This is a genomic window from Pseudomonas sp. FSL R10-2189 (genome assembly GCF_009600325.1).
Taxonomy (GTDB): Bacteria; Pseudomonadota; Gammaproteobacteria; order Pseudomonadales; family Pseudomonadaceae; genus Aquipseudomonas; species Aquipseudomonas helleri.
The window spans coordinates 1-18,825 of the sequence record NZ_WIVZ01000063.1; the positions used below are offsets into that span (position 1 = coordinate 1).

The 18,825-nt window shown below is 48.8% G+C and carries 14 protein-coding genes and 1 pseudogene; 8 read left to right on the forward strand and 7 right to left on the reverse strand.

Annotated elements, in window-relative coordinates:
* The 5 genes from GHO32_RS25250 to GHO32_RS25270 all read left to right on the forward strand — a co-directional run.
* A partial coding sequence (locus tag GHO32_RS25250; protein ID WP_306167690.1) for an ATP-dependent helicase C-terminal domain-containing protein occupies positions 1-1,080 on the forward strand: 1,080 nt, incomplete at its 5' end.
* A 54-nt stretch (positions 1,081-1,134) separates the two neighbouring features.
* Positions 1,135-2,607: a site-specific integrase gene (locus GHO32_RS25255; RefSeq protein WP_153426156.1), complete on the forward strand. Its 1,473-nt coding sequence runs from the start codon at positions 1,135-1,137 to the stop codon at positions 2,605-2,607.
* A complete protein-coding gene (locus GHO32_RS25260) occupies positions 2,600-4,534 on the forward strand; it encodes a hypothetical protein (RefSeq protein WP_153426157.1) in 1,935 nt (644 codons plus the stop codon). Before GHO32_RS25255 ends, GHO32_RS25260 begins: the two co-directional genes overlap by 8 nt.
* A complete protein-coding gene (locus tag GHO32_RS25265) occupies positions 4,531-6,573 on the forward strand; it encodes an integrase (protein ID WP_153426158.1) in 2,043 nt (680 codons plus the stop codon). Before GHO32_RS25260 ends, GHO32_RS25265 begins: the two co-directional genes overlap by 4 nt.
* Positions 6,574-6,575: 2 nt before the next feature.
* Positions 6,576-7,037, forward strand: coding sequence for a hypothetical protein (locus tag GHO32_RS25270; protein ID WP_153426159.1), 462 nt, complete (start codon positions 6,576-6,578; stop codon positions 7,035-7,037).
* A gap of 2 nt (positions 7,038-7,039) precedes the next feature.
* Here GHO32_RS25270 and GHO32_RS25275 read toward each other — a convergent pair whose 3' ends face one another.
* The 3 genes from GHO32_RS25275 to GHO32_RS25285 form a co-directional block, all read right to left on the reverse strand.
* Positions 7,040-7,285, reverse strand: coding sequence for a helix-turn-helix domain-containing protein (locus GHO32_RS25275; protein ID WP_153426160.1), 246 nt, complete (start codon positions 7,283-7,285; stop codon positions 7,040-7,042).
* Positions 7,286-7,569: 284 nt separating this feature from the next.
* Entirely contained in the window at positions 7,570-8,145 is a 576-nt protein-coding gene (gene rclC, locus GHO32_RS25280) for a reactive chlorine resistance membrane protein RclC (protein ID WP_016779378.1), read from the reverse strand.
* 177 nt (positions 8,146-8,322) lie between these two features.
* Entirely contained in the window at positions 8,323-8,664 is a 342-nt protein-coding gene (locus GHO32_RS25285) for a carboxymuconolactone decarboxylase family protein (protein ID WP_016779377.1), read from the reverse strand.
* Positions 8,665-8,774: 110 nt separating this feature from the next.
* Between GHO32_RS25285 and GHO32_RS25290 the strand changes: the two genes are divergently transcribed.
* On the forward strand, positions 8,775-9,686 hold the full coding sequence (locus GHO32_RS25290; protein ID WP_047273856.1) for an AraC family transcriptional regulator: 912 nt from the start codon (positions 8,775-8,777) through the stop codon (positions 9,684-9,686).
* A gap of 198 nt (positions 9,687-9,884) precedes the next feature.
* Here the strand turns inward: GHO32_RS25290 and GHO32_RS26680 are convergent, their stop codons facing one another.
* Positions 9,885-10,274, reverse strand: a complete 390-nt coding sequence (locus GHO32_RS26680; protein ID WP_218581162.1) for a hypothetical protein — start codon at positions 10,272-10,274, stop codon at positions 9,885-9,887.
* 430 nt (positions 10,275-10,704) lie between these two features.
* On the opposite strand from GHO32_RS26680, the pseudogene GHO32_RS25300 reads away from it, so the two are divergent.
* Positions 10,705-10,991, forward strand: a pseudogene (locus GHO32_RS25300) (DDE-type integrase/transposase/recombinase); the annotation flags it as partial.
* Between the two features lie 64 nt (positions 10,992-11,055).
* On the opposite strand, the gene GHO32_RS25305 reads toward GHO32_RS25300, so the two are convergent.
* The gene (locus tag GHO32_RS25305; RefSeq protein ID WP_153443051.1) at positions 11,056-13,800 is read right to left on the reverse strand and encodes an NB-ARC domain-containing protein; all 2,745 of its coding nucleotides are present in this window, start codon (positions 13,798-13,800) and stop codon (positions 11,056-11,058) included.
* A gap of 524 nt (positions 13,801-14,324) precedes the next feature.
* On the opposite strand from GHO32_RS25305, the gene GHO32_RS25310 reads away from it, so the two are divergent.
* A complete protein-coding gene (locus GHO32_RS25310; protein WP_153426135.1) occupies positions 14,325-15,179 on the forward strand; it encodes a hypothetical protein in 855 nt (284 codons plus the stop codon).
* A gap of 1,262 nt (positions 15,180-16,441) precedes the next feature.
* On the opposite strand, the gene GHO32_RS25315 is transcribed toward GHO32_RS25310, so the two are convergent.
* On the reverse strand, positions 16,442-18,283 hold the full coding sequence (locus GHO32_RS25315) for a phospholipase D-like domain-containing protein (RefSeq protein WP_153426134.1): 1,842 nt from the start codon (positions 18,281-18,283) through the stop codon (positions 16,442-16,444).
* On the reverse strand, positions 18,280-18,825 hold a 546-nt coding region (locus GHO32_RS25320), incomplete at its 5' end, for a C-terminal helicase domain-containing protein (protein ID WP_256678629.1). The genes GHO32_RS25315 and GHO32_RS25320, both read right to left, overlap by 4 nt.

The following is an 18,825-nucleotide window of genomic DNA, read 5'->3' on the forward strand; positions in this document are numbered from 1 at the left end:
GGGGTGCAGCGCGCCAGGCAACTGGCCCGGCAATATCAGGGCTACTTGCGCGGCAAGCCCGCCCAGCCGGTGGCTGATCCCGATCATTCGCGTTGGCTGGGCGCCTTGCTGGCGCTGGCCTATCCCGACCGTATCGCGCAACAGCGCAAGCCCGGCGGCGCCGAATACCGGCTGGCCAATGGCCGGGCGGCGTTGTTCAGCGAAGTCGATGGCTTGATGAAACAGCCGTGGCTGGTGGTTGCCGATTTGGGCAGCCGTCAGGGCCAGCGTGAAGAGCGCATTTACTTGGCCGCCGAGTTTGATCCGGCGCTGCTGGACAGTGTGCTCAGTGAGCAAGTCAGCGTGGTGGATCAGTTGGACTGGGACGAGCGCGAAGGGGTATTGCGCGCCGAACGTCAGCGAAAAGTGGGCGAACTGGTATTAAGCCGTGAACCCCTGACTGGCCTTGATGAGGCGTCGCGGATTCAGGCACTGGTCAATCTGGTGCGGCGCAAAGGCCTGGAATTACTCCCCTGGACGCCTGAACTGCGGCAGTGGCAAGCGCGGGTGGCGTTGCTGCGTCAGCTCGATGTGAGCAACCAGGGCCAAAGCGAATGGCCGGACGTGAGCGATGCGGCGTTGCTGGCCGGGCTTGAAGACTGGCTGGGGCCGTACCTGGGGCGGGTGTCGCGGCTGAGCCATTTTGCCAACCTCGACCTGTCGAGCATTGTGCATAACCTGCTCAAATGGCCGCTGCCCCAGCGTCTTGACGAGCTGGCACCGCAGCACATCAAAGTGCCGTCGGGTTCGTCGGTGCGTCTGGACTACAGCGAGCACCCGCCGATTCTTGCGGTGCGCCTGCAAGAACTCTTTGGCCTGGCAGACACCCCGCGCATCGCGGGCGGGCGGCAGGTGGTCAAACTGCACCTGCTGTCACCCGCCCGGCGTCCGGTGCAAGTCACCCAAGACCTGGGCAACTTCTGGCGCAGCACCTATGCCGAAGTGAAAAAAGACCTGAAAGGGCGTTATCCCAAACTATTCCATAAGTTGGACCCGTGGGTTGAATCGCTTAACAAGAGTAGGTTGACAGATAAGGAGTAATTTGAAATTGCGTAACATATAGGCTTGACTACCTTCTGAGACGGGGAGGTAGCCATGTCCTATATTAATCCGCTTCACCAAGGCCGACTGATTCTTATCTCGCATCTGCGTGATGCCTTCGCCAGTCTATATGTCCATGAAGCCCCAACAGGTTCGGCCACCTTGGGGCTCGAAGGGGATGGCTCCAGAATCGTTTTCCAGCTCGATGAAGTCGGCGGCGGGCATGATCGGGATTTGTTCAACTTCCCGTTTCTATTTCATGCGAATGGCGATCCCTGGCACGAAGCGAACGATTATTTGCTCAGTCTCATGCGTGACAAGGCTCCGCTAAATCGGCGCACTGATGACGTTCGGCGTCGTGCAAGCAAACTACTTGATTACCTACTGTTTTGTGAGGATGAAAATCTAGATTGGGAAGACTTTTCCGGTGCTCGACCTCCGCATCGTCCTACCTATAAATACTTCTATCACCTGATTAATGAAGGCCATCGCAGTAATCAGGTGATCAATCAATATACCGCCGCTGTTTATCACTTTTACAAATACGTTTCCGAGCATTGGCATGATCTCGACATCAAGCGTGTCGATACGATCAAGCAGGTACGGTTCATGGTGCAGGGTTCTAAAGGCTACAAGGTCATAGAAGCAGAAAAACGCAGTCAAACGCGGCGCACGGCACCGGTTAGTTCTGTACCGCTGGGGTTCGTGCGGGAAGATGGCGATGATCTTAGGCCGCTTTCCAATCGTGAGTTGGGTTCGTTTCTTGCCGCCATTCGCAAAGAAAAAGAATGGTCTGTGGTTGAGCGATTGATCTTGATGACCGCGCTAATGACGGGTGCCCGCAAGCAAACCGTTCTGACCATACGCTTGAAGCATATGAAGGGCTTTACAGAGGACAGGCTGCAGCCTGAGGGTGCCTATAAATTACATGCCGGCCCCGGCACAGGCATTGATACGAAATACGACAAACCGCAAGTCCTGTACGTTCCTAAGCAACTTGCCGAAGAACTGATCACGCTTTCCGAAAGCCCTATGATGAAAGCGCGGCGAAAGAAGTTCCGCGCTCAGTTAGAGTCCAGTCACCCCGGCCTGTCGGTGGCCGAGGACGATATGTATTTGTTTCTCTCCGATCAAGGCAACTGCTATTACATGGCCGAAAGCGATCCGCGCTATACGATTGTGAAGTCGCCGCAGACAGGACAGGTGACGGAAACAATTAAGCGCAAATTGATCCAAAAAGCCTCTAGCCCATTTCCGAAAGACTTTTCATATCACTGGCTGCGAGCGACCTATGGCTATCAGCTCTACCAGCGCTTGCAGCCATTGGTGCAGGAAGGAGCGATGAAGCCTGGCGAAGACATCGACTTTATTCAGAAGCGCATGCACCACGAGTCCAGAGAAACGACAGAGAACTATCTAAAATTGTTCAAGATGACTCACGAAAAGGTCATTGCCCAAGAGATTTGGGAGGATAAGTTGTTCAATGGCGGCTACGCGATGCTGAAGGTGGAGGCGCACGATGAATAGCCGTGAACAATTCGAGCATCGTGCAAATACGCAGATTATTAAGCTAAGTGAAATCACCCATGAGTTTGCCGAGCCTGAGCGTTTGCGCCTGCAACTGTCTCCGAAGGAGATGAAGAAGCCGTTTGATATTGGCAGTTTCGCGTATGTCATTCGTGGCGAGAATGAAAACGTTTGGGATGATCGCGGCACGCCGGTAGTGATTGAGTCTTTTGTTGAAAGCCGCCGTGAACTGGTTATGAGGCTACTGGAGTCCTTGGTCGGTCTGCGTGATTCGAGTGTCCGAGCGCGATTGAGAATCATCGAATACTTTATTGACTGGCTGAACGCGCAAGGCTACAGAGAAGTGTTTGCCAGTGCACCGCAAGCCCAGGAAGCCTATCAAAACTATACTGCGCACCTGAATCATCAAATTGCCCATCAGGCATGGAAGCCTAGAAGTGCGCTAAATTATCAGCGCAATGCTTCCATAGTTATTGAGCTGCTTTATCCAGAAGAGAGCCACTATATTCTCGCGGGTGCGGTCAGGATAATTGCGGAGAAGGGCTCTGAAGCAGCCAGCGGTGCCCATGTTGAGGTGTACCGGGACGCTTGTTTGGCCATTGCCCGGCAATGCAGCGCTTTCGTCCTGAACAACCAGCCCTATCCCTTCGTTGTAAGTATCAGGGATTATGAGGTGGTTGGGTTTCCATCAAACCACGGTTGGGTTGGCCCATTTAAAGAGTCGCCGTCTTCATATAATGCCGGCGAGCGACGGATTGCGACGGTCGAAGAGTGGCGGGCAGCTGGAGAAAAAAACGGGCGAGGGCGACTCTATAAATCGGAAGCAGAGCGCGATCTAGTAGCCGCAAAGGCGAACTTGGATTCGGCCAACGAAGATGAGCGCCACTGGCACCGGCTTCAAGTGGCGGGTCTTGCCGCGAAGGCCTATGCGAATCTTCTCGTGATGATCACAGGCGCTACTCCGACCGAGTTTGACCAGTTTAGATATGCAGACGCGCTCGAAGTTGAGAAGTCTCCAATCACGAAACAGCTGTCGGCTGTGAAGTTCCGGGCGGGCGGGAAAGCAACTCTCTACAACATCGGGCGGGACACAGGTTTGCCGCTGCTCAACGAGTACCTGAAGCTTCGTGAGTGGATTCTGAATGGCGCGACACATGAGGGGTTGTTCTTTACGATGCCTGCGACTGGCGAACGAGTAGGTACCAATCACGAATTTTCTTGTTTTAAGACAACTGAAATGATGTCTCGGTTCTTCAGAACCGTCAGCGGCAACTTCCTCGACCCCAAGGTGAAGATTCTTTCGCCGCGCAAGATGCGCAAGCACAAGAGCTTGGGGATGCACACCGCTGGCGTGTCGCCGTCCACGGTAGCGGCAAGCTTGAATCACAGCGGTGCGGTGAATCTTTCGACTTATTCAGAGGCAACGCCTGAGCAGCAGGCAGCGGAGTTCGGACAGTTCTGGCGGGCCATGCATCATGCCGCTCAAGTCGTGCGTGAGCGCAGCCAGGGGCTCGCCAAGGTCGAGATCGCAACGGCGACGGGCCACTGTGACGGGTTCAGTCAGCCCATCTTTGTGCGCGATTCTGTGGCTGTTGCAATAGAGCCGAACTGCCGCAGCCAATATGGCTGCTTGTACTGTGAGCACTATATCTGTCACAGCGATGAAGAAGACCTACACAAGATTGTGAGCTTGCAGTATGTGATCAATGCGGTGCGTAAAGCAGCGCCTGATGCGGCACATGCTGAAGCGCTCTACAAGGAGTTGTCGATCCGAATCGAATTCATCCTTGAGGCGCTTGGCGAGCGTTCGGATGCGGTGGCGCAGTTGGTCGAAGCGATCAAGGCTAAGGTGTTTGAATACGGTGAACTCACGACGTTCTGGGAAAACCGCCTGAGCCGTTATGAAAAAATGGGGGTGGTATTTTGAACGCTGTCGTCCAGTCCATTGGCAGTCTCTTTACCAGCGGACAGTTTCTGCCGACCAGTGAGCCAGATAAAGCGTCGCAGCTCCTCGGCAAACCCGCGCCCGCTTTCGTTCTTTGTCGTGATGAGAGCGGCAACGCCACAGCGGTATACGGGGAGCCCGTTTGGGACTTTAACCCTTACCGGCTGAGTGCAAACAAAATCAACCGAATACTTTTTGATACGGTGCTCGATGAAAGTGGGCAAGAGCAGCAGGCGCTGATAGAAGAAGCCAAATATCTGCTGTATTGCATTATCTATTTTGCCGGTGGCGGGCGAAGAGGTGGACTGAGTGCAAGCACATTGAACCAGTATTGGGTCGTGCTGCGCGTGGCCATTCAGTTCTGTTATGAGCAGAAACAGAAGCCCATGGTTGGCGTACTGTACTTACAGCAGCTCTTTACCGTGCCGGTTTATCTGGGGGCTTTTATTGGCCAAAGTAGCTTTAGTAAAAAGGTTCTTGCTGGGATTTTGCAAGGACTGGCCAGGGTGGGCGAAGCACGGCTGGGTTATGCCGTGCTCAATCCCGCCAACTTTGACGATGAACGACCCGACTACAAACAGCACCCAGTCATTCCGACTCGAATCTATTTGAAGCTCATCAATCTTACCGGCGACCTGCTCGATCAGCTTTATCTAGGTGTTGGACGTTTCGAATCCTTTATCGCCTGCTTTACTGATGATTATTACGGGATCACTTATGTCCGTCAGAGATGTCTGGGTGTCGGTGGCAAGGCACACTGGCGACCCGACATGGCGCAAGCGATCAAGGATCACGGTCTGAGTTCAGTGTTTGCCGGTGAGTTTGAGTGCCCTCATTTAAGGAGCCTGCAACGAAGCTTGAGCCAGATGCAGGATGTGGTGAAAACGGTAATCCACCTCTATACCGGCATGCGCGATCAGGAGGTGATGCGAATTCCGTATCACTGTTTTTCCGATCAAGTCGTCAGGCAGGCAGTTGTCGATGACCAAGGCATTGAGCGTGATAAGCCGCAGTCAGTAAAAGTGTTCTCGACCACCACGAAGTTCACCGGCTACAAGAAAGAAGGCACATGGTTCGCGCCGGGGGAGGTCGTCAGGGCGGTCGAAATCGCCCAGGCGATTTGTCGCGGCCTCGCCAAACTCTACAAAATTGAGTTGGATGCCCACTGCCCGCTGTTTCTCAATCCCTCCGTTCTTTGTTATACGCGGAACAGAGCCGAGGTTGGCGTGACGAATTTTAAGGATTCACGAGGAATTGCTCTGCTCCGACTGTTGATCAAGAAAGAGGACTTAGAGGAACTGGCGCTGAGTGATCCTTCGCGAGACTTCTACGATGAGCCAGCGTTTGCTGTCGGCCAGCCCTGGCCGTTGACAAGTCATCAGTTTCGGCGCTCGCTGTCATTCTATGGCAGCAGTAGCGGTTTTCTTTCGTTGCCGACGTTGCGGGTGCAGTTCAAACACATGACGATTGAAATGGCGCGCTATTACTCGAATCACTACGATAACCTGCGCACCGTTTTTGGCTACTACGACGACAAGAAGAAAGACTTTGTGCTGCCAAGCAATCACTTCGCCTTCGAGTATCAGATGGCCATACCCATGTCGGTGGCGAACCAGTTGATTGCCGATCTTCTGTTTGATGAGGAACCGCTGTTCGGCGGCACCGGCTCGTACATGGAGAAACAGAAAGAGCGGATTAAGTCGGGTGAGATTCAGATTGAGGATGTGCGCGCTGACACCGAACAACGGGTGAAAAACGGTGAAATTAGTTACCGGCCGACGTTGCTGGGTGGCTGTTCAAAGGTGGGCCGCTGTGACTCTTTCTTGCTCGGTGACTACACGGAATGCCTGTATTGCGTGGGCGCGATCATCAAGCCCGATAAGCTTAATGCGGCGATTCAGGATGCGACGGATGAGTTGTGCAGCTACGCAGAAGGCTCCGGCGAATATCAAATTTTGAAGGGCGACATTGAACGTTTAACCGCCTTCAAAGCCCACCTGATTGACTCAGTGGAGGTTTAACGATGAAGTCTCGTGACGGAACAAGCAAGGGGGTGAGCACTTGCGAGGAAGCCTTACAGCGCCTCTTGGTTGGGAAACCTGTTGTGCCCGAGCATGTGGGCTTAGACCTGTCGAAACTCACCGCCAGCATAGTTAGTCTGGAAGCAGGATTTGACCGTGGCTACTTGAAGAAGTCGCGCAAAGCGCATTTACCGCTACTGGCACAAATCGAGGCGGTTCGGGCAGGGGCCAACAAAGGGACGGGTTCATTGAGCAGCAGACAAATCCGGCAGATGGAAAGTCAGCTGGCAGCGCTGGAAAAAACGCTGTCAATCGCTCAGATACAGCGTGACAACGTGCTGGCTCAGAATATGAAGTTGTGGCAACGGGTGATTGATCTGGAACGCTCGATGGCTTATAGCCGCTCGTCGAAGGTCGAACCCCTGCTGCGTAATAACAATGACATGAACTTCACTTCGGCGTGAGCTTACTCGAAAGTTTCCGTGTTAACGGGGTAGAACGCCACCGGAGGCAGTAGGCCGCATGGATCGCATGCAAGCACGCTTGCAATGCGATACAGCTTCTCGACGGTGATGTTGACCTCGCCGCGCTCGATCCGCCCTACGTAACTGCGGTCGATATGGCACGCCAGCGCCAGTGCACCCTGGGAAATCCGGCAGGCCTTCCTCTGCACTCGGATGCGTTCTCCTAACGCTTTCGCCAACTTATCCATGACCGTCTCAATTTACTTGATGCGGCACTATCGTGCGTTTGCGGACGCACAAGCCACGGATATAACCCTCATTTCTTCCGCACGCAATCGGGAAATTGCATCGCAACTGACCATCTGATTGCATTTGCGCTGACCAGTCATTTGCATTCGACCTAACCAGGCGTTTGCATCGGATTTGACCAGCACACTGCGTGTCCTTGACCGGCAGAAGTCGGCCACAAGCAGCCTCTCGGAGGTATCTACGAAGCTTGAGGCGATTCAGATTTCAAGGCTTTAAAAGAAAACTAGGGGCGCCGCTCTTGCAATAACTGACGGGCGGAATCAGCCATCACCGGAAGAGCGCCGGCCAGCATCAAGAGATCTTTGAGCACTAGGCGTCCTGCACCAGACAGGAATGGAAAGCCATGTTCACCATCACCAAGATCCGGTACCCAGGCTTCAGGTGTGGTGAGCAGGAAGGTTAAGGTCACCAGCGGTGTACCGAAGGCCAGCGCCCCACCAAGCAGACCGGCGCGTCGCGAGATCGGGTTGGAAAGCACCAGCAGACCGATCAGAATTTCTACTACGCCCAGGCCGTTGGAAAAGATGTATGTGTTATTTGCGGTCTGCCAGACGCGCTTTTCCGCATTCAATTCACCCTCGTGGGTCAGGTGTGCCTTGTAATCCTCGGGATGTTCATAAAAAAAAGACATAAACGGGCTGTTGGCGACAAATGGGGTAATGCTATCGGCTTCGTAAGGCGCGAATTTGAGCGCCCCGATCCACAAGAAAACTACGGCGATCGCCAGTCTCATGAGGTGTGTGCCAAGGGTGTCGAGCTTGCTGATGAATTGCAGCCATGTAGTGAATGAAGCGAGCATCAGACTTATCCGAATATTTGGAATGTGAAACCAGTCTGAGGCTTAGCCGCGAGACGCTTTTGTGCGTCATGCTCAAGTTATTGTTCGATCGTCTCAACAAGTGGCTGACGTCTGGATGTATCAGGTAAGCCCCGGCACGTTTAAGTGTGCGGGGCCGGTGGAGTTATGGCGAAAGAGCTATTTTTTCAAGGTGTCGTACGCCTCAAGAGCGCGCAGTGAATAAATATAAGCGGCGCCTGCGTTCAACGAGATCGCAGTGGCCAAGGTCGCAGCCACTTCCTCGCGGCTCGCACCAGCCTTAATGGCCGCATCAGTGTGAGCTGCAATACAGCCGTCGCAGCGTGTAGTGATGGCGACTGCAATGGAGATCAATTCGCGGGTCTTGGTGTCGAGCACATCGTTTTCGGCAGAGGCTTCTCCGAGGGCCATGTAGGCTTTGACCATTTTTGGATTACTTTTGCCCAGCGCGCCGAAAGCTTTCTGGATGGAGGGTAATAATTCGGACCAGTTAATGAACATTGCGGTAACTCCTGAGGGGGGTTGGGTGTAATGTTTAACCTTGTTTAGTGTATGCCCTAGTCCTATTTTGATTAGTTCGATACGCTCTGTTTTTTCTGCGATGCGCTCAAATGAATTCGATCGACAAGCTCATCAGCCTCGCCAATGTTCGTGGCAGTCTGGATTTACGTTGCCAATTTCAGGGTGACTGGTCCCTGGAGCATGAGCAGGAAGCGCTGGGCAAAGCGCCATACCACGTGGTGCTGTCGGGTGAGTGTCGGGTGGAGCTTCCAAGCGGGCAGCGTCTTTCTATGCGCGCCGGCGACGTTCTGCTCCTGCCGGGTGGTGCGCCGCATGTGCTGCATAGTCCGGGCAAAGCTGTTGCGCCAACATTGGTATCGGCAAAGCGTATCGACGCTGGCATATTGCCCATACATCGCATTGGCGGCGTGAGTGCGGATCTGGACATGCTATGCGGCTGCTTTCACTTCAACCGAACTTCGTTGCTATTTGCTTCATTACCTGACTACCTGTTGATACCCAGCGGCACGCTCCCAGCGGATGGACCATTACAGTCTCTGGTCGATTTATTACGCGGGGAAGCAGACGGCGATCAGATTGGAGCAAAATTTTTGCTCGATGCTCTTTCTCAGGCGTTATTCACCCTGATCCTTCGCGCCCATCTATCTAGCCATGGCCAAGACATCGGCACGCTCGCCTTGCTCAGCGATAAACGTCTGGGCCCCGTATGGCAGGCGATGTTGGCTGATCCTGCGCACGAGTGGACCATCCAAAATCTAGCAGATATCGCGTGCATGTCCCGAGCATCTTTCATGCGGGCGTTCGTTCGTGTGGCTGGTGTGTCGCCATGGGTATTGCTTACGCAAGTCCGTATGGAATTGGCGTTCAGCCTGCTGAGTCATTCGCATCTGGGATTAAAAGATATTGCCTTGCAGGTTGGTTACCAATCGCAGGCGGCGTTCAGCAAAAAATTTAAGGAGGTTTATGGGGCGCCTCCAGGGAGAATGCGCCGCAGAATTTAGAGCTGTCACTTAGGTAGGGGTGACCAGAGATGCCGTTTTCTGCCTGTTGTGATCGGCGGAGAGCGGCCAGAAGCGGACAACCACCATGGACAATAACCGACTAGATGCTGCCGGACATCGCAAGCTAGGAACAAGCCGGAAGTAAATATTTTCCGCCTATCAAGGCAGAACTTGAGTGATGCAAACGAGTTAAATTAATCACTTAGCTTGATTGTCCGCGACCAACTTTTTGAAGTGCTCTAGCTGCTCTCTTACCCACTCAGGATTATATATCTCGAACTGAACTTTGTTGGGGTTGCCAAGTTTAAATGTGGGCTTTATGAGCTCTGCCCCCATTTCACCGGCCACATCGAAAAATGCTTGAGCTACCTTTTCCCACGCAGAGGCCGCTAGCTTAGTAATTTCCATGTCAGGAAACTGAGACAACCTCCATTGCCTTTGAACACAGGTGTACTCGCCACCACCGTCCTCTTCGGTATAGAGGATCCCCAAGAAGTCATCTTTTTTTGCAGCAGTGTAAATATATCTCTTAATTGCTTCTTTACTATCGCTTAAAGGATCAATTGGCAGCCCCAATCCTAGCTTCATGCCTCTGCCACGAGTAAACCCAACACTTCCGCTGCTTGCTGGCTTTAGCATTTCCTTGTGAACTACGATATCTCTTTGCTTATAGAGGAACGCTATTAATGGATCTTTTGATAAAGCGATTTTTTTGCGGACACAAGCTTGCTTATTTCTTTATTTCTTTGGGTCTCCATGGAGACCAATTGCATTACTTCTTTCAGGGTTCTCAGGAATGAGTTTAGAGACCACCTGAATTTGTCGGCCGAATGATAGTTTTTCTCCATTAGTCGAATGAACCAAGCAGCTTCATCAATTCGATCAAATGATGATGATAGTGAGTCAAATATTTTTCTATTTGGACATTCTTCCATGCCTATCCTTGAAACTTAACGATTAGTAAAAGGGGACTTCGCGCGCAGTTGATCATATATGGGAGCTATACACCATGGACAGTCATCGGGTGGATAGGCTGACGCGCTTTGAGGGTTTGCGTTCTCAGACTGAATATCGGCGGCGACCAGGAAAATCTGGGTAAACCAGCGGTTGTCTAATCAAACTTACTGAAACGCCAGTTCGATGTTAGAGAGCCCAACAATTACCTACATCCGAACATATGGAGGCTGGCTGTATTTGGCCGTGGTGCTCGATCTGTTTTCACGCCAGATCATTGGTGGGTCAATGGAGTCGCAGATGAACAGCGGCGTAGCCACTGATGCACTACTGATGGCGGTTTTGAGACGTGTCCGAAGCAAGCCTCGATAAATATAGGCCCCGCTGAGAGAAACGCTCAGCGGGGAAAGGTTATTTATTCTGCAGGCTCCGCATCTTTCATCGCTGATAGCAGGGCTATCCCTAGAGAGCCTTTGGGCTTCAAAGATAGTTTTGGTTTTGCGGGGATGCTATTAAAACGATCACCAATACTGCCCGGCGTAATATAGTCATCATAGTGCTTTAAGTCGGAACTTCTAACTCGATTTATTCTTTCAAGTTTTCGTTTTAATCCATCGTGATAATTATACTTTAAATTATTAAAGGTGTATTTTAGTATCTCATCTATTTCGTCATACATTTGCCGGCGTAGACAAACTTCTAAAAGACTGGATAGCCCACTCAGGCAGCTGAGTTTGGTTTCGTTATCAAAATCCTTAAGTGTGTCATCTCGCAAAGTTTTGAGTATTAGTTCTCCAGGGTGCTTATATATCCTAAAAAAAGAATCTCTTTGTTCAGAAAATATTTTTTTGTAATTTTCTTTTGATATTTCATCTAGGTTCAGAGCGCTTTTGATATCCTCTCTCTGTTGAGTGAGTAAGGACGTCTCGTAGCTCATAAGTGTGGAGAGAAAAATGTATTTCTCAGACGAGTTATCGTCTAATATCCTTGAGTTAATTACCGTGCGCACCGCATCTATAGCCTTATATTTTTCTGCTTCGTCTCCGCGCCACATGTATGCTGCATAAATTTTTACAAAGTGGGGGTTCGAGCTATAGCGATGATGGAATTCTCCTAAGGTGGCTATTCCTTGTTCAAAGTCGCCTTCATCTTCTATTAAATATTTTGCAAGATTTATAATTGCCTTTATTTTTATGTTTTCTGGCGTTGCTTGCCGAGAGATGATGTGCCTGTACTTATTAATTACGTCGGTAAGTCTCCGTGAAACTCTAGAGTTGTCGGCATCATCGAGCAGCGATAGGTCTGTATCTAGTTTTTTGTCGCTGCCAATTAGTAATAGTCTATGTTTGATACCGCCTGCATCACCTTCGTCTTTAAATGATTGATGCATCATGCTTGCAATTTCAGATGAGTACACTTTAAAGAATTTAGAGTCGGTTATTTTTATAATTTTTAATTTTGTAAGTTCTTCTATTGCAAGCTCAAAACGCTGGGCGTCGCTTTCCATATTTAATATGTATCTTAACTTTGAGAGTACATTTGTTAAGTCTGCCTCTGTAATTAATAGACCAATAGCACTGAAGACTTTTTTTGCATCAGTTGACAAATAGTTGAAAATTCGTCCGTAAAGAAACTGCATTGCTGTTTCTTGTGTTCCGAGATTTATTTTTATGCTTTCGGATATAGAGCCTGACTCTCCATAAACCATTGCTGCCTGGAATATGAAAAGTGGTCTGCCACTGGTTAGTTCGTGGAGTTTTTTTTCGAAGTCAGCTAAGTCAAGTAAGCGTCTGTATTGGCTGGGGTCGATGTTCAGCTCATTTTCTATTACGCTATCGAAGAATTCCAAAGTTTCTTTTGAAGTTAGCTCTTCTACTTGAATTTCTTCACCCGTGATGTGACTCGCAGACCTTGTTGTGATTACGACTTTGTGATGCGAGATATTAAGTTTTTTTATAAATTCTATTATTTTTATTTTTTCTTCGGTAGAAAATGTTTCATAATCATCTAAGACAATCAAAGAGTGACCTTGGAAATTTATTATTTCCTCGTCATTTGCGCTTTCTTGATTGAATATGGTTTTATTTATAAATCTGATTATCGCGTCAAGGGAGTCTGCAGAACTATCAATTTGTTCTATTTCTCCAGTGTAATAGTTGTAATACCTATCCTTGGCGGATGCAAATACTATGTAGTCAAAATGTTTGTGCTGTCCCTGTAATAATGTTTCGCATCCACGTTGGATGGCGGCAGTTTTTCCTACGCCACCGTGCCCCCATAATGTTGCAAAAACGGTTGATTTATTATTTTTTAGGAAAGTTAGCAGCTTTTTTACTATGCTTGTATCAATGTACTTTTTGTAATTGTTGACATAGTTGTTTACGATGGTCCCATTCGCTGAACGTCTCCTTGAATCATAATCTTCAATAGACGCTGAATTTATTTCGGGGACGTCAAAGTACCTTCTTTCTGTTGTGAGCAATCTGTTGAATAATGCTCGCGCTGCAAGCTTGTCTTCCGTGTAAGAATAAATATAAAACTCATCAATTCCGCTTATTACGATAAAGGGTGAGATTTTGCTGTACGAGTTTTTCGATTTTATATAAGTTGAGTTTACTTGAAGCTCAACCTTCTGTTTTGGAATCGTAACTGGTGCATAATCCCCAGTAGCTTTATAGATTATAGCTTTATAATTTTTCTCATCGGAACTCATGACTTTGACAATATCAATATCACCCTTTAAGAAATCTGGAGGAGATTTTGTAAGCGTGTCATAGAGATCAATAAATTTTTTGTAAAGCTCTACAGAGTCATCTTCAAATGAAAAGCCATGACCAATTTTCTCATTTCTTATTTTTGGATAAGAGTTTATGGTTTCGCGGAATTTCTTAAATCGATTATTTCCAAAAGATTCGTTGTCTATATCCAAGCTTCTTGAGATTTCCAATATTGAGCCGATCGAAGGGCGATCTATTTCGCGAATACAACGGTCTCTAATATCTTTATCAATCTTATCTATATTTTTATTCCATAGGTAGCTTAGTATAAGTATCAGTAAATATTCCAGCCTAGATTGTTCTTGGGTTGCAGCCTCTCTATGGTCACCGTTAAATTGGAAGAGATTAGACTTGTCACCGATTTTCTTAGTTATATAGTCCATTAAATCTTGAACTCCATGATTGGGTAATGGCTTGCATGATATCAATATGGCATGATCCTGTCGCCAATATTGCCCGGCGTATAGGCACGAATCTCACTTGTTGGAGCAACGTGGTGCCCGCTAGCTACATATAATTTTTCATGTGATGCGAAAAAACCAGCCAAATCAATGGGTTAAATAGGGTCTTTAGTTTGTATTTGCTAAGCCATGCGCGCATACACTCAAAAATCGGTGTTACGACAGTTTTGATTTTTTGCCCAACCTAGCCCAACGAGTCTCCCCTGGTTTCGTGGACTGGGTAATTGCATGGACTTGCCCACCCATTTGCATTCGCCTGACCAGTCATTTGCATCGGATTTGACCATCACGCTGCGTGGCCATGACCGGAAGAGAACGACCTTTGCAGCCGTTAGAGGTGTCACGAACCAGGGGCGCTTCGGATCAACCACTCCAGCCCTGGGAATTCTCTGCTCATTCGTGACAATCTAATGCCAGCCACCTTTTAAGACTCAAGAGAACTCTGAATGTCGCTACCGACCAAAACGCCCATTCGCAACGTCCACATGCGAGCATTAGCGAGCGTCAACGACCAATTGTGCCTCACCCTGTTTATGCACGAAGACGTCGCTGCGCGATGGCAGGAGTTAGCGACGTTGCGCCCGACTGAATTCACGAGCGAAGTGTTCCCTGACAACGAGTTCGCCGAGCGAATACACGTTCCAATGACAAGCCTGTTGTCGTTTCGTGATGCTCAACTCAATACATCACTGGGAGTGAGCTTCGCTTTCGCAGTCGAGCAATTGCTTCTCTTCATCGAGGCTGTTTTACGGCACTGGGGTGATATAGCTGAAACCCCGATTACACTGGCTGATCCCATTGATGAGACGTTAAATCAGCATTTGGTGACGCATACAGTGCCAATAGAGCCCTTATTGCTGAGGACGGTTAAATACCTGAGATTAAGGCGAAACCACGTAATCCACGGGGCGACCGAGCTTTCGAGCGAGTACTCGAAGCTCCTGAAGCACGACGCACCAGGTCTTCAGAGATTCTGGGAGGCACGCTCATCCATCCCCGGCCTGATTTTCGGAGACAAATCTCCAACAACCTTTTCTCCGAGTGAGACGATTACGTTGGTCAAGCTCGTCAGGGTGTGCCTTGAAGAAATTGATACTAGCGTTGCTGGTTTGCTTCGGCCAAATTGGATCTTCAGATCAATCAATGCGGGGCTTTTGAAGGATCGTCATGAACTGCGCGTGAGAAATCCGGTGGTGGTGGGCCGAAGAATCCGAAAGATCAAACATCATTCGGGCTCGATGTATGGTCTTCACGTTCAAGCTTCCGATATTGCGAGCGCTCTGGGAGAGTCACTCCAATAGATAAGTCAATACGATGCAAAGGTCTGTCATATCGATTCCGTTGACAGACCGCTTTTGGCCGACTTCTGCCGGTCAAGGACACGTAGTGTGCTGGTTAAATCTGATGCAAGCGCCTGGTCAGGTCGAATGCAAATAGGTGGTCAAGTCGGTGCAATTACCCACTCTTCTGTACCTCAATGAAATCGGCCTCGTTTATCTTCGACAGGCGTCTGTAAGCGTTCGTCCGCTCACTACGTCTGCGCGGACGTCCCGCAGCATCGTGAACCGCAGACCATCACGATGATGTCGAGCCTTTGCTGACTAAGGCCAACCCGCTGTTGGGGCTGAAACGCTTGCAGCGCGTAGAAAAGAACCTACGCCGTGCATGACGGCACCGAGATATGTCGGAACTCGAGGAAACGCTGAAGTCTATCGGTTGGGCTCTGCTGTCTAGACGGTTCGGGGCGATTTTGATCGCCCGGATTTCTTAGTCGATTGGAGAAATTTTCTACATTAACAGTGAGCCGAAATCCTTAGTCGTCGAACGTTAGGAAGCCTCAAAGCAGCTCAAGGCATCATAGAGAGGCTGGATGCCGCGACGATCTGCCAAACGGAAGGCGAGCGGTTTTCACCATGAGCGTGTTGAATAACGCTACCGGTCTACTGGAACAATACAACGTATGCCTAGCGTTTTATCGTGAACGCCGCTTGCTTCGGATTCACGTCACCAGCGCATATGCCGTACGCACTGGCGAAGGCTCTCTGAATACCCCGATCAACAAAAAGGGGTTCAGCGTCTTCAAGGTCGCGAGGGATTCGCAAAGAAAACCCAAGAGGCAATGCCCCAACGAAGTGCAGAATTGGGCGAAGCCGCAAAAGTGAAGGGCCAGAAAGGCGAATCCCGCTCATGGCGGGATTCTCAGCCGTCGATTATATACGTTCGACGGGGCAGAACGCTGTTACCTGGCACTGGGCCATCTGACTTTCATCAGAAGCGGGGTGCGATCCGAAGATCCCTGTAGCCACCCTGTGGTTCACGCCTAGGCGCACATGAATAATGGTCAATATTATCACTATGTCAATCATGCTGCCACATCCTGGATTACCTAGGTAACCGCCGGTCATCCTCAGCGCCCCCTTTCAGGTTCACATAACTCGCAAAAAATTATGCTTGTTTTAAAGAAAGAGCCTTGTAGCTGGTAATGGCAGTTGATTTGCTTCCCCTCTACCTTGTGTATTCTTTGTGTGTGCTTTCTAAAGAGTAAAGGTAGAGGGGCGGTGTTCTATTTAGTGTATTTAGTGAAGGCTGCTTTTATTTTCTTGGCTACATCGTCACCCTGAAGATATATGCCTATTTCATCATAGTTGTTGCCTGTCGTAGATGCTGATAGCCAATTCAGGCTTGTTACTACTGCGTGACTGTCATCCCAAGTTAATATTTTTGCATGAATCATGGGGCGGTTAGCCTTTTCAATTTTGATGCCTAGTGCACCTAGCTTGTCTGAAATCATGGCTGCTTCATTAGCCTTTAACCCTCCGCTTAATGCTCCATAGTAGACTTGGGCTGCAATGGCTTCAGGTTGTTTCACTGATGCTATCAGAGGTGCTATTATTGGCCTCTCTGCAAAGTGGCTAAGTCGATGACTACACACGAAGATATCTTGTGTGGCTTCATCACGAGCCTTTCTTAAATACTCATGGTGATATGTCTTAAGCACTAACTTGGCTGTTAGATCGCCTGAAGTCTCTTCTTTCGATTCTGATTGAGTGTTTCTGCTCTTAAGTTTATTTGCCAGAACTGCTAGTTCGCGGCTCAAGCTGTTAGATACTCTTGATAACCCCCGCGACAACCGACTGGCTATAGTTAATAGTTCAATAACTATTCCAGGTTGTTGGACATTCACTGAGGCTTCGAATCGATTGAAGCCACTGGCTAGCCAGTTACATGAACCGACAGTTGCGGAGTAGCCCTTGGATTGGGTGTCGGAAATAATAAATTTAGCGTGAGAGTTCGTTGGCTCGATGTGGAATGTTAAGAGTGTGCTTAATCCACTATCGATAACCATCTGATTCAGAGATTTTAAAGTGTTTAAAGTCTCTTCATATTGTTGCATTTTTGAGGCGTCGTCAGGTTCTACCTGTCCCCATAGAATATCAATTTGAACTGATCGCTTGGCTGCCTCTAGTAGGTGCGGAATTATTTTTTCTAAGTTTGAGGTTGAGATAAATGTTGAGTGGATTATTAAGCGAGAATGTGCAGTTTCAATGGTGTCAAGAAGGTGTTGTTGATGGTGCTCTGCGCCAAGTATTAACTCGTATTGGTCGCATGATAGAGGGTGCTCGATATATGATTGTTCTGTTGAAATCGCGTCGTGCTGCATGACGCTGCTACTTTTAGAGTTTGATTGATCGCCAAGTAACTTTATGAACTCTAGTTTCTTGTGTGCCGCATCGATGATTTGCGATCGCAGCTCGCTTGAAGCTTCTGCTGGTAAGCCAGTGATATTATCAAACTCATCCACTATTGCGATTGCAAACTTTACGGTTTGACTGTATGGTTTTTCGATTGCGTGTTCTTCATAGCTTATGACTTCCTCATCGGCCTCTGCAACGCACTCATATATGTCAGTCAGGTCCGGCAATGTATGCGGGCTCTTAAAGTTTAATTCGGCAGTCAGGCTTTTCTTCTCTCGAAGAATCTCATTTGATCTGTAATTGCTGTACACTTGAAAGCTTTGTTGTCTGCTTCCAACTCTATAACAATCGCCAGTGGCTGGGTCGATTATGAACTGACGAAAAGAAATTATAGGTTCTTTTTCAACAGGGAGTTCAGCGTGCTGGGAAACAATAATGCCGCGAATAGTAGCTTGAAAAACGTAGTGCTGAGGCTCTTTTGAGAGCTGAATCCAGCCAACGCGCATAAACGGAATCATAATCTCGATGATTAGACGTCGTGGAAGATTCGATTGCTCTGCTAGCTCTTGAGCTGAACAAGGTTGATTTACTACCTCCTGTAATAGCAAATGATCTACAGCGCCCCAATTTTGGCCTTTGAGTATCTTGAATCGGTGCTGGCCTTGGCAAAATGGAACTTTAACAAATATAGATGGGCGTGTAGTTGTCATTTTTTATCCCCATTGTTGTTGCGTGCACTTAAATTATTTGGCTTGTTAACCTGGATGGGGTTTCTTTTACGATTGGAGTTTGGCTTTTTTTGATTTATTTGAGTGCTGGGGGATAATTCAGTCCATGGTAATAGCGTGAGTTTTTCTTGTTGCCGATAACTTTCTAGCTTGCTGAAGAGTTTTGCTAAGAATTCACCATCTTGATAGCCAGAAAATGATGGCGCTTTCTCGATCTGTCCTGCCCACTCTTTGATGAATTGATAAGAACCAATTATGATCAACTGGTAACGAGCGCGGCTTAAGAGTACGTTCATTCGTCGCTCATCAACTAAGAAACCAAGAGCGCTTCGCAGGCTACCTTTGTCATTGTTTCTCACTAGGGAAACGATGATTAAATCGGCTTCACTACCTTGAAATCCGTCCACTGTGCTGCAGAAACTTGAATGGTCATCTGGTGGAGTAAATAGGCTCTTCGCATTTAAGGGTGTAGAAAAAATCTGACCGGCTGGAAAAGGAGTCGAGGATCTTAGAAAATGTAAGCT

Excerpts from the sequence above, each read along its gene's own strand:
- GHO32_RS25290 (WP_047273856.1), top strand. The coding sequence starts at position 8,775 with ATGAATTCGATCGACAAGCTCATCAGCCTCGCCAATGTTCGTGGCAGT.
- rclC (WP_016779378.1), bottom strand. The coding sequence starts at position 8,145 with ATGCTCGCTTCATTCACTACATGGCTGCAATTCATCAGCAAGCTCGAC.
- GHO32_RS25270 (WP_153426159.1), top strand. The coding sequence starts at position 6,576 with ATGAAGTCTCGTGACGGAACAAGCAAGGGGGTGAGCACTTGCGAGGAA.
- GHO32_RS25255 (WP_153426156.1), top strand. The coding sequence starts at position 1,135 with ATGTCCTATATTAATCCGCTTCACCAAGGCCGACTGATTCTTATCTCG.
- GHO32_RS25305 (WP_153443051.1), bottom strand. The coding sequence starts at position 13,800 with ATGGACTATATAACTAAGAAAATCGGTGACAAGTCTAATCTCTTCCAA.
- GHO32_RS26680 (WP_218581162.1), bottom strand. The coding sequence starts at position 10,274 with ATGAAGCTAGGATTGGGGCTGCCAATTGATCCTTTAAGCGATAGTAAA.
- GHO32_RS25260 (WP_153426157.1), top strand. The coding sequence starts at position 2,600 with ATGAATAGCCGTGAACAATTCGAGCATCGTGCAAATACGCAGATTATT.
- GHO32_RS25310 (WP_153426135.1), top strand. The coding sequence starts at position 14,325 with ATGTCGCTACCGACCAAAACGCCCATTCGCAACGTCCACATGCGAGCA.
- GHO32_RS25285 (WP_016779377.1), bottom strand. The coding sequence starts at position 8,664 with ATGTTCATTAACTGGTCCGAATTATTACCCTCCATCCAGAAAGCTTTC.
- GHO32_RS25315 (WP_153426134.1), bottom strand. The coding sequence starts at position 18,283 with ATGACAACTACACGCCCATCTATATTTGTTAAAGTTCCATTTTGCCAA.
- GHO32_RS25275 (WP_153426160.1), bottom strand. The coding sequence starts at position 7,285 with ATGGATAAGTTGGCGAAAGCGTTAGGAGAACGCATCCGAGTGCAGAGG.